This is a genomic window from Streptomyces sp. NPDC030222 (assembly GCF_055573115.1).
Genome location: NZ_JBVICA010000011.1, coordinates 47,183 through 60,281 on the forward strand (window position 1 = coordinate 47,183; position 13,099 = coordinate 60,281).

A 13,099-nucleotide genomic window follows, 5' to 3' on the forward strand; every position below is an offset into this window, starting at 1 on the left:
GCCGCCCGAGGACGGACACGGCTACAGCGGCGAAGCCTTCGTACCGGCCGCGCGTGACGGCAGGCGTCTGCCGACCGACTTCGAGCGCGTCCCGCCCCAGGACATCGGCGCCGAGCAGACCATCCTCGGCAGTATGCAGCTGTCGAAGGACGCCATCGCCGACGTCACGGAGGTGCTGAAGGGAGCCGGTGACTTCTACCGGCCGGCCCACGCGACGATCTACGAGACGATCCTGGACATGTACGGTCGGGGCGAGCCGGTCGACCCGATCGACCCGATCACTCTCGCTGCTGAGCTCAAGAAGGCCGGCGCCCTGGATCGGGTCGGCGGCGCCTCCTACCTGCACACCCTGGTGCAGTCGGTCCCGACCGCTGCGAACGCCGCGCACTACGCCGGCATCGTCCGCGAGCGGGCGGTGTTCCGCGGCCTGACCGAGGCCGGAACGCGGATCACGCAGTGGGGATACGCCTGCGAAGGAGACCCCGCCAAGACCGCCGATCGCGCCCGGGCTGAGCTATTCGCCGTCATTGAGCAGGGCACCAAGGGTGATCCCCTCGCGCTCGCCGACACTGCCCTGGACGGGCTGGCCGCGCTCGAGCAACGAGCGACACAGGGTGCGGGCCTGCGCGGTCTGAGCACAGGATTCACCGACCTCAACGGCGTGACGTCCGGCCTGATGCCGGGCCAAATGATCATCGTCGCCGCGCGCCCGAGCCTGGGGAAGAGCACGTTCGCCCTCGACATCGCACGACACGTCTCGATCAAAGACAAGATCCCATCCGCGTTCTTCTCGCTGGAGATGGGACGCCAAGAGCTCATGGCCAAGGTCTTCTCCGCCGAGGCCGGCATCGCCTTCCAGCACGTGAAGTCCGGCCAGATGACCGACGAGGACTGGGACCGCCTGGCACGCCGTATGCCCGACATCCAGAGCGCGCCGCTGTTCATCGACGACACCGAGGACATGACGGTCATGGAGATCCGCGCCAAGGCCCGCAAACTCAAGCAGCGTCATGGCATCGGCCTGGTCGTGATCGACCACGTGCAGCTGCTGCGCCATGGCGGTCGCCACGCCGAGACCCGGCAGCAGGAAGTCACCGAGATCTCCCGGAACATCAAGCTCATGGCCAAGGAGCTTGACGTGCCCGTGATCGCGCTCTGCCAGCTCACCCGAGGCCCGGAACAGCGCGCCGACAAGAAGCCCATGGTTTCCGATCTGCGTGAAAGCGGCTGCCTTACGGCGGACACCACGCTCATGCGCGCCGACACGGGCGCCCCGATCACCTTCTCCGAGCTGATGGAGAACGGCTACGAAGGCGTCCTGGTGTGGTCGCTCGATGAGAAGCACCGCCTCGTTCCCGCACCCGTCACCAACGTCTTCCCCTCCGGTGTCAAGGAGGTCTTCCGCCTCACGATGCGCTCCGGCCACGAAGTAAAGGCTTCCGGCAACTACAAGTTCCTCACGTTCGAAGGCTGGAAACCCCTGGAGGAGCTGAATCCCAAGGACTGCATCGCCGTACCACGCCGTACACCTGAACCGCTGGTGAGTGGCCTGGGGTGGACGGAGCATCGCATCGGTCTTCTCGCTCACCTGATCGGAGACGGCTGCGTGCTCCAGAAGCAACCGGTGCACTACACCTCCGGGGATGAGGCGAACCGGCTGTTCGTGGAAGCTGCGGCACGTGCGGAGTTCGGAATCACGCCCCGCAGGGTGAAGCAGGGCAACTGGGAGCACGTCTACCTTCCGGCGCCTTACCACTGCACTCACGGCAAGCGGAACCCGATCAACGCCTGGTTCACGAAACTCGGCATCGAGAACCTGCGCTCTCAAGACAAGCAGATCCCCAACGTGCTCTACCGAGCCACCAACGGAGAAGTGGCGATCTTCCTGCGGCATCTGTGGGTAACGGATGGACGGGTTGCCGAGCCGTCCAGCATGGCATCCGGTATCCCGTCGATCTCGTACGCCACTACGAGCCGCGCCCTGGCCGACGCGATCCTGAGCTTGCTCGGGCGGTTCGGGATCACCGGTAGCCTCTGCACCACCAAGGAGGAGAACTCCACACGGCCTGGCTACCGCGTCATCATCTCCAGCGGCCCTGGTATGACGACCTTCTGCCGGGAGATCGGTGTGCACGGGGCACGCGGTCAGCGCGCACAGCAGCTCCTCGCAGAGATCGAGGGACGTCGCACCAACACCAACGTGGACACGCTCCCCCGGGAAGTCTGGGAGTTGGTGAAGCAGGAGCGCAGGCGCGCCGGGCTTACCGAACGACAGTTCCAGGCCGCCATCAATCTCCGATACTGCGGCACTTCGCTTTACAAGTTCAAGCCCTCCCGGAAACGCCTGATGCGGTGTGCCGAAGCCCTCGGCTCCGACATCCTCCGCGAACACGCCACCAATGACGTGTTCTGGGACGAGGTTGCCGAGATCGAGCCCCTCGGTCCGCTGCAGGTCTACGACGCCACAGTGAAGGGAACCCACAATTTCATCGCGGACGGCATCGTCGCGCACAACAGCCTGGAGCAGGACGCCGACATTGTGATCCTGGTCCACCGAGAGGACGCGTACGAGGTCGAGTCCGCGCGGGCAGGCGAGGCCGATCTGATCCTGGCCAAGCACAGGGGCGGCCCAAAGTGCACAATCACAGTCGCCTCGCAGCTCCACATGAGCCGCTTCAAGGACATGGCGCAGGTCTAGGGGGATGAGGCAGATGGACAACAAGACCTACAGCGAAGGCCTGGCCGAGCTCCGCGACGTGCGGGACGAGATCAAGCCCCTCGCGCGGCAGCTCGCGAAGATCCAGAGCGAGCTCGAGAAGCTGCAGGCCCTGCGGAACCAGAAGATCGTGGACCTTGGTGGGTTCGAGAAAGCGAAGGCCGAGAGGATCGCGACGTCGGCCGGCGTATCCGTCATCGACGTCGTCGCCCTGGTGCCCTCTCTGGGCCCCCAAGCGCCCGCCGGCGCGCCTGAGGAGGCCACGTCGGCCAATTCCCCCACCAAAGATCGGACAGACCCGCAGACGGCAGCACAGGCGATCAAGGAACCGGCCGGTGCCCCGGCGCCCGATCTGCGTCCCCCCACGCAGCGCGCGGCGGCCACCGGCGAGGGCGAGGCGCGAGCCGGCAAGGGCGAGCACCAGGAACAGGAGCTGCCAGCGACCGCCGGTGACCACGTCACTGCCAAGACGACGGCCCCCTCGCCCGCGGTGCCGGCCACTCCAACCCTGGCGCCCCTCCCGGACGGGACACGGGAGCGGACGCTGCCGTCAATCCCCGAGGGCGCCGAAGGCGATCGGTGGATCTACGCCGAGCCGAACCTGACGTCGAAGAGGCCCAACTTCAAGCAGGCCACGCGGCAGATGGCCTTCCTGGACACCGCGACCGGCGTGCTCGTGTGGCAGGCCGGTACGGTCACCCTGGATCTGGGGCGCGCGAGCGTCGCGGAGATCCTCACCGCCGTGTACGCGACGGTCCCGGCGGATGTGGAGCGCATCTACATCACGGCTGGCGACCCATGGCACCGGAACGCCGGGCGCCATCAGTTCCTCAAGGACGCCGTGGCCGAGTGGCTGAACGGGCCGCTGCCGGAGGGATGGCAGGTGGAGTCCTCGCGGGGCAAGGACCGGCAGGCCGGGCACCTGGTCCACCCCCGCAACCCGGTGGGCCGCTGGCAGCGCGGCAAGGACCAGCACACCGAGATCAGGTCGGTTGGGGAGTGGTTCGATCCGGCTGGCGTCGACCCGGCCACCGTTCGCGCCGCCTTCGTCGAACTGTGGAAGGCGCTGCGCCGGCACTGGGACGATGTCGTGCTGATGGGTTCGCCGTCGCAGACGGGCCGGGACCTGTGGTCGCGGACCATCCCCGCCAAGGCCGGCGCGAAGTGGGCGGACGGCTACCCGGTCATGTCGCAGGAGATCCGCGGTCTGCTGCACGCCACCGCCGGGCAGGGCCGCACCGAGCTGATCACGCCGCCGCGCGTGCCGGAGCGGGTGCCCGGCTGGTACGAGGCAGACCGCACCTTCGCCTACGCCAAGCACACCTGGACCTCCGGCGTCGGGATCCCGCAGCGGGTGACCGCGGCCGCGTTCGCCGCCATGAGCGAGAAGGAACAGGCCGACGCGCTGTTCTCCCCCAGCCACTGGCAGGTTCGGGTGACGATCCCGAAGGACTGGGACCACGTTGGGCTGCTGCCGGCGCCCGCACCCGGGGAGCGGTCCTGGCACTACCCGTATGAGGGCGGTCGCACCTTCGTCACCTGGGCGGGCGGCGCCGAGGTCAACCTGGCGCTGCGCAACCCGCTCCAGCCGTGGCGGATCGAGATCCTGGACGGTCTGGTCTGGGAGAAGGGCGACCCGCTCAAGGACTGGTCGAACAAGCTGAAGGACGCGTGGCGTTCGCTGCGCGCCGTGGGCGAGGTCCACGGTGACGAGCAGCAGCGGCAGGCCGCGCGCCTGGCCTCCCGCGCCGTGCGGTCGATCCTGCTGTACGGGATCGGCACGTTCGCGCAACGGCCGCGCATCACCACCGGCTCGCTCAAGCTCGGCGCCGGCGGCGAGGTCCCCGAGATCCCGGACGGCGCCCGGCTGACCGGCCTGACGGACACGCACGTCACCTGGGAGCGCAACGGCGGCTTCGCCCGCGACCCGTACGCGCACCCGGAGTGGGCGGCCGGCGTGTGGTCGGCGGCCCGGGCCGCGCTGCTGTCCGGGCCGACCGGCACGAAGGACCCGGAGACGGGCAAGCCCGCCCGTGCCGGTGCGCTGCACCTGCCCGCCGGGAGCATCCTCGCGTTCCGCACCGACGCCATTTACAGCTCGGTGCGCCCGGACTGGCCCTACAGCGGTGAGCCGGGCGATTACCTGCTCAAGGGCGCCATGGTCTGGGAGCAGACTGCCCCCACCAGCGATGAGGAGTTCTACGTGCTGCAGGCCCTCGGCCGGCAGGCCCTGGAGGCGGAAGAGCTGTGAACGCTGAGGTGGCATGGGGCGGGGTGTGGGAGCACCCGGAGTGCGGCGCGTCCGGCGAGGCAGTGTGGGACGACGAGGACACCGCGGCGTCCGGGCACGACTGCGGCTGCGACGGAGAGGTGACGTGGAGTGCCGAATGGGAGTGCCACGGCTGCGGCGCCCAGTTCGGCGATGACACCACGACGTACGCCGATCACGAGTGCGCCGAGGACGACGACCGGGATGAGGGGGTGGCCGCGTGACGCCGCGCAGAAGGCGAACGACAGGCCGCGGGCGCCGTGCCCAGCGCAATGAGGCCGCGCGTCTGACCGATGGGCTGATCCGAGAGGGTTTCAACAAGAAGCAGGTCGGCGAGATCATCGGCCGCAACCCGTCCCTGGTCAGCCAGTTCTTCACCAAGAACAAGGGGGCCAGCTTCGTGGAGGCCCTGCGCGCCGTAGTCCAGGAGGTCCAGGCCGGCGGTCCCCGCGACATCGACAGCCTCAAGGCCCTTGCGGCGGGGCACGTCCGGCCGCGACTGACCAGGGAAGGCAAGAGGGCCCACGTCCGGGGGAAAGAAGTGGTGCGCGCTGAGAAAGCGGTGGGAAGGGGCGCAGAACGGCACAAGGAGTGGACGTCGTCCCTTGCACGGGCCGGTCGGCAGCATATTGCTTCTGGAGCATCCCGGCTCCGCCCGATCGTCGAGGAAGCTGCTGCAAACCAGGGCAAAATCGCATTTACCGTTCGGGCCAAGAAGAAGGCCTTCACACATGACGCCGGCCGCCTGGCTGACTCCCCCGGCGTGCGACGCAACGTCGTCCAACGCCCCGACAGCACCGAGGAACGCGCGTACGGCCACAACGTCGGCGGTCCCGGATCCGGCGAGCAGGGCTTCGATGCCGTCGAGTTCAAAAGGATGGTCGACGCAGCCAGCGGTGACGTCGCCGCCGCCGTACGCAACTGGCTCGTCATGACCGGGCGTCTCGATCCCGATGCGCCGATCGTCGGCCTCGAGATCCGCGCGTGGAAGACAAACCTGTAGGTAAGCGGCCGATCGCCGCGTGAGCCTCTGGATGGCTGGCAGCGCCCTGACTGGCGTCCAGAGGCTCACTTCCGCAGCTGGTAGCGGATCAGACGCGAGCGGGCTTCCCTCTCCCCCAGCCCGACGACCTCCGCTCTCGCGGAGAGGACCGCACCACTGACCACTACACCCAACTCGACGTCGGCTCACCTCCGCTCTCGCGGAGAGGGGCCGCCTGATCTGGATCTCCGCCGCGCGGCCCGGCCGCACCCACGACGCCACCGCCGCCCGCCACGACCATCTCGTCGAACATCTCAGGGTGGCCGGCCTCGGCGCGCTCGCCGACCTGGGCTTCCTCGGCGTGGACAAGCCCGACGACCCCGATGACCTGGTCATCGTGACCGGTTTCAAGGCCACCCGCTACCGCAAGCTCACCCCCGGGCAGAAGACGGCGAACCGGGTTCTGGCCGCTGGCCGCGCGCCCGTCGAGCGCGGGTTCGCCCACCTGAAGAACTGGCGGATCCTCACCAAGCTCCGCACCGACCCCGCCCGCGCCACCCACCTGCTTCGCGCGCTGCTCGTACTGACGAACATCGAGGCCACTACAGGAAATTGATCTCTACCGCAGGCGGCCCGCGACCAGCACAAGCACCCCGGATCAGCGTCACTGAGCCGGGATCGGCTGGGTGAGGTTCACCGGGTTGCCGTCGGGGTCCTGGATGTGGGCGACACGCTGTCCCCACGGCATGTCGTTGGGGCCGCCGCGGACCGAGCCGCCCAGAGCCTCCACCCGGCCGAGCGTCTCGTCGACGTCGTCGACACCGATGCTGAGCAGGATCCGCGGTGCCGCCCCGGTCCCCGGGTTCGTCTTGGCCACCAGCCCGAGGTCGGTGTCGCCGATGCGCAAGCCGAGGTAGAAGGCCGGGCCTTCCGCCGGTACCCGGAAGATCTCCTCAGCACCGAACAATTTCGTATAGAAGCTGACCAGGACATCCTGGTCGGCAGTGATGATCACTGGCTGGATGGTGGACATGGCACTCCTGTCGAGAACGGTCGTGTCGCTGAGTAGACCCTTCGAGGGCGGTGAATTCATCGGCAAAACCACCCCGCCGGACGATCTACACCCCAGACTGCCGCCCACGACCAGCACGAGCACCCCGAAACGAGGTCACGTCACGCCACCCCGCTGACCAGCCACTTCAAGATGGCGGAGCTTCACTGGAGGGCGCCGCTGCGTCTGCCCTCGTCGAGCAGAGCCTGCACCAGGGCGGACTTCGCTCCCGGCGCCACCAGCCAGAGGGGAGTGGCGGAACGGCTTCTGGAGATTTCGATGCGGTGGAAGCCCATGACGTAATCCACCACTGTCGTCTGCTTCACCCCGGTCACCTCGCTCCACGCCACGGAGTCGCGTATCCGACCGAACCGTCCGGTGACGGCCACGCCGTCCGCGTTCAGGTAACACCTGTTAACACCAAGCCGGGCGGTCAACCATCGCCATCCGAACTTCAGGGCGTACACCGCGGCCACCACGGCGGTCACGACAGCGGCATTGTCGTCGACCGCGGACGGGTTGACGACAGTAGCGACGAGCAGGGCGATCCAGAGTATGAGCAGGAATCCGCGCAGCACCTGCACCATGGCGCCTATCGCCGGGTTGATGATGGCGTAATCGCCGCGGATTTCTCCGAGCCCCACATCAGCCACTCTGTTTCGCACTGACGCCCCCCTCGGCCGAAGCCGGATCCGAGCATCGCATACCCGCGCGGCCGGTGCCCCGAACAGGGTTGCCACGGTGAGTCCCCAGCACCTCTGGCCCCCAAACGACCACTACAACCGTGCAGTTGGTCTTTGACCAAGTTGATGACCGTGTCAGAGCGCAGCGGCATTCGTATAGCCGACGCAGAGCGCGCGTTCGGCTCCTTCACGGGTCCCTGTCAGAGGAATACGGGCGTCACCACCGACTGGCAGTCGGCGCCGCCCGCGGCATCGGCCCACAACCCTAGGCCGATCGCCAGGAAGAGCACGGCGAGGACCGACACGTAGAGGAGGCGCCAGGGCAGTTCCAGCGCCTCAGTGCCCCAGAGTAACCGTCTGCCGACGATCAGCATGAGGACGGCGACGGGCAGCAGCAGACCTGCCAGGACACTGAGCAGCGCCGAAAGCACAGACGGCTTCCCTCGCAAGGTCTTTGCGTGAAGTGATCTTGTCCCGTTTCATCCGGTGAGGCCGAAGAGGGTCAGGGGCCGACGGTAGTGGCGGGCCGCGTGCCGGAGGGCGGCTGCGATGTTCTTCTGGCCGTCCTGCCGGTGGAGGCCGATGGCCAGATGATCCACGCCCCCAAGCCGGGCGCGAACCTCCGCGAGGGGTCGATCTACTGCATGCCGATCTACGGCAGCGTCCGGCCGGCCTGAGCGTGGGCCCGCCTCCTACGACACGGGCGCCCCCTCTTGTGCCGTCGACCGTGAGGTCGTAGACCCTGCTCGGGTCAAGGCCCGTGCGGTCGCGGAGGGCCGCCACCGTCCGGACGCGGCCGTCCGGGGTACGCAGGCGGTCGCCGACGCGCAGTTCGGAGACCAGCGTCCAGCCGCGTCAGGTGGGCTGGGGGCGGCCGAAGAGGAGGTCGTAGCCGGCGGGGAGCTGGAGCAGGATCTGCCCCAGCAGATCGTCGCCGGCTGTGTCGGCGACCGTGGACAGCACGGCGTGACGTCCCACGTCGCGGTCTGCTCGGTGGCGCCCTCGATCCAGGCTGCGGTCGCCCGCACGAACCGCTCCGGCGACAGCGGTTCGGCGCTTGGGAGCGGGTTGAGGAGGATCAGGGCGAAGCCCTCCGGCAGGCGGGCTGCGAGCTGGGAGCGGACTTCGCCTACCAGGTGGGCGCCGAGCAGGGCGAGCACCACGCGGGCCGCGCGCTCTGTTTCCTCCACGGTGCCGTACTCGCCACGTTCCTTCACGTGGTCGAGGAACGCTTCGCGTCGCAGAGTCATCTCGGCCGCCACCCCTTCTTGTCCTTCGGACTGCCCACGGGGGTGCGGAGGGCGGGGTGAGGGGGAGATCAGGTGCCCGTCCTCCGCACCGGTCCGGCCGGTATCAGCCGGAGATCTCCTTGTGGCCGGATCCGACGCCGATGGAGATCTTGCGGGGCTTGGCGCGCTCGGCGATCGGAATGCGCAGGGTGAGCACGCCCGCGTCGTAGTCGGCCTGGATGTGCTCGGTGTCGAGGGTGTCGGCGAGCACGATCTGGCGCGAGAAGACGCCCAGCGGCCGCTCGGACAGCTCCATCTGCACGTCGTCGGCCTTCGCCACAGGCCGGCGCTCGGCCTTGACGGTCAGCATGTTCCGCTCGACGTCGATGTCGATCGCGTCCGCGGTGACGCCGGGCAGGTCGAAGGCCACCACGTACTCGTCACCCTCGCGGTAGGCGTCCATCGGCATCGCCGACGGCCTCGACCAGGTGCCCGGGCCCATGAGCTGCTGTGCCAGCCGGTCCAGCTCACGGAAGGGGTCAGTGCGCATCAACATCGTGAAAACACCTCCAGCAGGTTCAGGCAGTTGCTGCCAATGCGCCTCACTGACACCGTTGTAACATGTCATCCAATGGATGACAAACACGATGTCGTCTGCCTGATGACAACCCGAGGGAGGTGTCCGTGACCCCGGCCGACCAGCCGTCCTCGCCCAGCACCGACGCCCACGGCCCGGTGTCGTTCCTTGCCGCCGCGGCGGCCCTCAACGCCATAGACGACGCTCTGCGCGAGGCCCGGCACAAGGCCCCAGACGCCCCCGCCCCCGGTCCGGAACAGGCCCTGGCCTCCTTGTCGCTGCTGCGACAGGTACGCGAGCAGCTCGCCGGATGGGAGACCGGCCTGATCGAAACGGCCCGCGACGCAGGCGCCAGCTGGGCCGACCTCGCCCACCCCCTCGGCGTCGCCAGCCGTCAGGCCGCCGAACGCCGCTACCTGCGCGGCCGTCCCGGCCCGGTCGGGACCACCGGCGAGCAGCGTGTCCAGGCCACCCGTCAGGCCCGGGCCGCCGACCGCAGCACCGCCGCTTGGGCCCGCCGCAACGCAGCCGACCTGCGCCGTATCGCCGGCCAGATCACCGCACTCACCGACCTTCCCCCCGCCGCCCGCCGCGCGCTCGGCGAGCTCGACGCGGCCCTGGCGCACGACGACCCCGCCGACCTCATCGCCCCCCTGGCCGCCGCCCGCCCGCACCTGGCCGCCGCCCACCCCGACCTCACCGCCCGGCTCGACACCCTCACGCCTCCCTGACCCCGCCCGGCGTACCGCAACGGCAGCCCGGTCAGCGTCCGCCACCGGGCAAACAAGGGGGACTCCTGGAGTCCAACGCGGCCGGTCTGCGGGCCCACCTGGCGGTGCTCCCGCACCGGGCAGGGCCCGGACGGGGGTGGACTCAGTTGGCGGCCAGGGTGTCGAGGCGCTGGTTCGTGCCAGGCTGCGGACCGGCCCTGGCCTTTCAGGCGGCCTGTCCGAGGCCGGCCGCGGCCGGGTCCTGCTCGCGCAGCGGGGTGAAGCCCACGTCCGGCTTCGGGTCGTACGCCTCGGGCCGGACGCCCAGCTCGTGGGGGCTGTACTCGCCGAACCGGTTGATGTGCTCGGTCAGGTACGGCGAGATGTGCGCCGGGTCCTCCGGCTCCTCGTCCACCCCTCCTCCAGCAACTGGCGGACGATCTCGGTGATGTCCAGGGCACTGTGAAGAGAAGACCGCGTTCGTGAGCAGAGCGTTGAATTTCATCGCCTTCTCCTGCTCGACCGGGTCGTTGTCGGCGATGACGCCGCGGTTGCCGAACCCGACCCACTGGGAGAACCGGTTGAACGACTCGACCTTGTTCGTCGCCGCCGTCACCCGCCGGCACGGCGGGGCATCCGAGAGATGGCGCAGCAGCTGCACGATGCGGATCACGCGGCCGACCTCGCAGAACGCGGTGTAAGTGGCGTTCTTCCGCGACCCCGGCCGCAGCCGCTTCAGCAGCGTGGACGAGGAGATCGCCCCCCTCCCGCACCGAGACGGCCACCCGCATCGGGTGCCGGAACTGCGACTCGGTCGGATCCCAGTCGATGACGCTCCCGCCCGGCTCGCCGAACACGGCGTCGATGTGCACGTACTCGCTCTGCTTGCTGGGCCAGTAGAACGTGGAGTCCTTCCCGTTCCGAACACGGGGGCTGCCCACGCTCCGACCCCGGCATGCCGCCCGCGCCCCCGGACGTCACCGGCTGCACGTGGATCCAGCGGCTCGTCCGGCTCGCCCACATCGACAGCACCATCTCCACCGTGCTGCGTCACCACGACGGCCTTCGGGACGACCCGTGGGTTCGGGATGGCTGTGAGCGTGTCGCCGTTGGATGGCTCAAAGAACTTGGCCGCCCGGAGCCCCGCGACGACTCGATCGCTGTGCAGGACGACGTCGGCGAGGTCGTCTGCGGGATCGATGTATGAGGACGAGCCGGCGGAGGTGACCTGTGCCCCAGATCTGGGCCGAGAGATGCACGAAGGTGGTTCCGGCCGACGCGGGGGCCGTGGCCCCGGCGGGGGTCGCTGCGGTGGCGGCAAGTGTTCCGGCGGCAACTGCCATGGCGAAGGGCATCAGGATGGTACGAGGACAAAGCACCTTCTGTACCTCTCTCATCTGGTTTGCACGGAGATGACGAGCGCCGGATGCGGCGTGTGTCCAGATTGCTGCGGAGCTTGGCCCCTCGCCTTGTCCAAAGGCGCACTCTCTTCACGGGAGTCGGCTGACGCGCGCCGGTACGGGGTCGCAGACGGAGGTTGAAACGTCCATGGAGTCGAGGAGCAGGGGCGAGTATGTGGAGCGTCGTGCCTCCGGGCGGTTGCGGGCTCAGGTGGTGATGTACCGAGGTCATCGCACTGCAGGGCGGGGACCGGTCAGGCTCACTCTTCCCTCGGCCACCGTGACGTTGATCCTGGGCTGGGGTGATCCCCTGCATCTGTTGCACGAGGCCCGGAGCGTTCCGGCGGTACGGACGACGTGGCATGCGATGCTCGCCGGTCTGCGCACGTCGCCGGTGAGGGGAGGCTACGCGGGTGTCGCCGAGGCGGTCGAAGTGGAGTTCACTCCGCTCGGCGCGTACATGTGCCTGGGGTTGCCGCTGCACCACCTGGCCAACGGCCACGTGCACCCGGATGAGGTGCTGGGCGCCGGCTGGTCAGCCAGGCTCACCGAGCAGCTCGTTGCGGTGCCGGACTGGGACAGGCGCTGGGCCGTCATCGAGAACGCCCTGGCGCGGCGGATGGTGGACGCTCCGCCGCCCTCGCCAGTCGTTGCCGAGGCGTGGAGCCGGCTGCGTGCCTGTCACGGGCGGTTATCCGCCAAAGACCTGGCTGCCGCCACGGGCCGCGGCAGCCGGCGGCTGCAGGTGCTCTTCCGCGAGCAGATCGGACTGCCGCCGCAATCCGCCAGCCGGATCCTGCGGTTTCAACGGGCGCTCACCTTGCCGTCCGACGCCTGCCGGTCGCTGGCCGACCGGGCGGCTCTGTGTGGCTACTACGACCAGGCACACATGAACCGTGACTTCCGCGACCTGGCCGGACTCACCCCCGCACAGCTATGCGTTCTTGCAAAGCGTGCCGCTTCCCGGGGCAGAACTCCGATCGACGGGCGTCTGGCCAATGTCCTCGATCGCTGAAGCTGCCGCCCAGCGGCCCGGGGGGGGGTCGGCCCGGCGGAGTTCAGCCGGCGTACCGTCACACCGCGCAGCGCCCTGCGCAACGCCGCCGGAAGTCCTTCCCTCTCGCCCACCCTTCGTCCTCCCCCACGCACCTGCCGACACCGACAACGGTGAACGCCCCGCACCCCGGACCCCCCATGCGGTGCCGGAACGGCCGGGGCCCGCCGTCGTCCGTTCAGCGGACGCCGGCAGGCGCCGTGCGAGACGACCATCCGCCGGATCCTCGCCGCACCGACCCGGTCGTCTTGCCACACGCCGGACGACGTCGCCGGATTCCTCGGTCCGGACAGAACCAAGACCAAACCGACGTGTTGATTCCCGGCAGGCCTTTGGGCCGTCGGCTCCTCGCCGATCGCGGTCTTCGCGTGGTTCGCGAGGGAACGGTCCTAGCGCGGCAGGTACTTGGTGCCCTTCGCGCTTGACGC

At 69.0% G+C, this 13,099-nt stretch carries 12 protein-coding genes and 2 pseudogenes; 8 read left to right on the forward strand and 6 right to left on the reverse strand.

Going from position 1 to position 13,099, the window contains the following annotated elements:
* Window positions 1–67: 67 nt before the first annotated feature.
* The 5 genes and pseudogenes from ACZ4Z5_RS17690 to ACZ4Z5_RS17710 form a co-directional block, all read left to right on the forward strand.
* Window positions 68–2,698: a replicative DNA helicase gene (locus ACZ4Z5_RS17690; protein ID WP_468263788.1), complete on the forward strand. Its 2,631-nt coding sequence runs from the start codon at window positions 68–70 to the stop codon at window positions 2,696–2,698.
* 13 nt (window positions 2,699–2,711) lie between these two features.
* Window positions 2,712–4,967 carry a Mucin-19 gene (locus ACZ4Z5_RS17695; RefSeq protein WP_468263387.1) on the forward strand — a complete coding sequence of 752 codons (2,256 nt, stop codon included), beginning with the start codon at window positions 2,712–2,714 and terminating at the stop codon, window positions 4,965–4,967.
* Window positions 4,964–5,209, forward strand: a complete 246-nt coding sequence (locus ACZ4Z5_RS17700; RefSeq protein ID WP_468263390.1) for a hypothetical protein — start codon at window positions 4,964–4,966, stop codon at window positions 5,207–5,209. The genes ACZ4Z5_RS17695 and ACZ4Z5_RS17700 overlap by 4 nt, the downstream gene beginning before the upstream one ends.
* The gene (locus ACZ4Z5_RS17705) at window positions 5,206–5,988 is read left to right on the forward strand and encodes a hypothetical protein (protein ID WP_468263393.1); all 783 of its coding nucleotides are present in this window, start codon (window positions 5,206–5,208) and stop codon (window positions 5,986–5,988) included. The genes ACZ4Z5_RS17700 and ACZ4Z5_RS17705 overlap by 4 nt, the downstream gene beginning before the upstream one ends.
* A 211-nt stretch (window positions 5,989–6,199) precedes the next feature.
* Window positions 6,200–6,583: pseudogene (locus ACZ4Z5_RS17710) on the forward strand (transposase family protein); the annotation flags it as partial.
* Window positions 6,584–6,631: 48 nt separating this feature from the next.
* Here the strand turns inward: ACZ4Z5_RS17710 and ACZ4Z5_RS17715 are convergent.
* From ACZ4Z5_RS17715 to ACZ4Z5_RS17735, 5 genes and pseudogenes are all read right to left on the reverse strand, one after another.
* Window positions 6,632–7,000: a VOC family protein gene (locus tag ACZ4Z5_RS17715; protein ID WP_468263396.1), complete on the reverse strand. Its 369-nt coding sequence runs from the start codon at window positions 6,998–7,000 to the stop codon at window positions 6,632–6,634.
* A 182-nt stretch (window positions 7,001–7,182) separates the two neighbouring features.
* Window positions 7,183–7,662, reverse strand: coding sequence for a hypothetical protein (locus tag ACZ4Z5_RS17720; protein WP_468263399.1), 480 nt, complete (start codon window positions 7,660–7,662; stop codon window positions 7,183–7,185).
* 239 nt (window positions 7,663–7,901) lie between these two features.
* Complete coding sequence (locus ACZ4Z5_RS17725) at window positions 7,902–8,132, reverse strand: hypothetical protein (RefSeq protein ID WP_468263403.1); 231 nt, start codon at window positions 8,130–8,132, stop codon at window positions 7,902–7,904.
* A gap of 424 nt (window positions 8,133–8,556) precedes the next feature.
* Window positions 8,557–8,951 (reverse strand): annotated as a pseudogene (locus ACZ4Z5_RS17730) (DUF2267 domain-containing protein).
* Window positions 8,952–9,054: 103 nt separating this feature from the next.
* Complete coding sequence (locus ACZ4Z5_RS17735) at window positions 9,055–9,486, reverse strand: Hsp20/alpha crystallin family protein (RefSeq protein WP_468263405.1); 432 nt, start codon at window positions 9,484–9,486, stop codon at window positions 9,055–9,057.
* A gap of 128 nt (window positions 9,487–9,614) precedes the next feature.
* On the opposite strand from ACZ4Z5_RS17735, the gene ACZ4Z5_RS17740 reads away from it, so the two are divergent.
* Window positions 9,615–10,238, forward strand: coding sequence for a type III effector protein (locus ACZ4Z5_RS17740; RefSeq protein ID WP_468263408.1), 624 nt, complete (start codon window positions 9,615–9,617; stop codon window positions 10,236–10,238).
* A 205-nt stretch (window positions 10,239–10,443) separates the two neighbouring features.
* On the opposite strand, the gene ACZ4Z5_RS17745 is transcribed toward ACZ4Z5_RS17740, so the two are convergent.
* Complete coding sequence (locus ACZ4Z5_RS17745; protein WP_468263791.1) at window positions 10,444–11,274, reverse strand: Tn3 family transposase; 831 nt, start codon at window positions 11,272–11,274, stop codon at window positions 10,444–10,446.
* Between ACZ4Z5_RS17745 and ACZ4Z5_RS17750 the strand changes: the two genes are divergently transcribed.
* Both ACZ4Z5_RS17750 and ACZ4Z5_RS17755 read left to right on the forward strand, forming a co-directional pair.
* On the forward strand, window positions 11,173–11,424 hold the full coding sequence (locus tag ACZ4Z5_RS17750; protein ID WP_468263824.1) for a hypothetical protein: 252 nt from the start codon (window positions 11,173–11,175) through the stop codon (window positions 11,422–11,424). The two genes, ACZ4Z5_RS17745 and ACZ4Z5_RS17750, sit on opposite strands and share 102 nt — an antisense overlap.
* 473 nt (window positions 11,425–11,897) lie before the next feature.
* The gene (locus ACZ4Z5_RS17755; RefSeq protein ID WP_468263411.1) at window positions 11,898–12,632 is read left to right on the forward strand and encodes a helix-turn-helix domain-containing protein; all 735 of its coding nucleotides are present in this window, start codon (window positions 11,898–11,900) and stop codon (window positions 12,630–12,632) included.
* Window positions 12,633–13,099: the final 467 nt, after the last annotated feature.

Excerpts from the sequence above, each read along its gene's own strand:
- ACZ4Z5_RS17695 (WP_468263387.1), top strand. The coding sequence starts at position 2,712 with ATGGACAACAAGACCTACAGCGAAGGCCTGGCCGAGCTCCGCGACGTG.
- ACZ4Z5_RS17715 (WP_468263396.1), bottom strand. The coding sequence starts at position 7,000 with ATGTCCACCATCCAGCCAGTGATCATCACTGCCGACCAGGATGTCCTG.
- ACZ4Z5_RS17735 (WP_468263405.1), bottom strand. The coding sequence starts at position 9,486 with ATGTTGATGCGCACTGACCCCTTCCGTGAGCTGGACCGGCTGGCACAG.
- ACZ4Z5_RS17750 (WP_468263824.1), top strand. The coding sequence starts at position 11,173 with ATGCCGCCCGCGCCCCCGGACGTCACCGGCTGCACGTGGATCCAGCGG.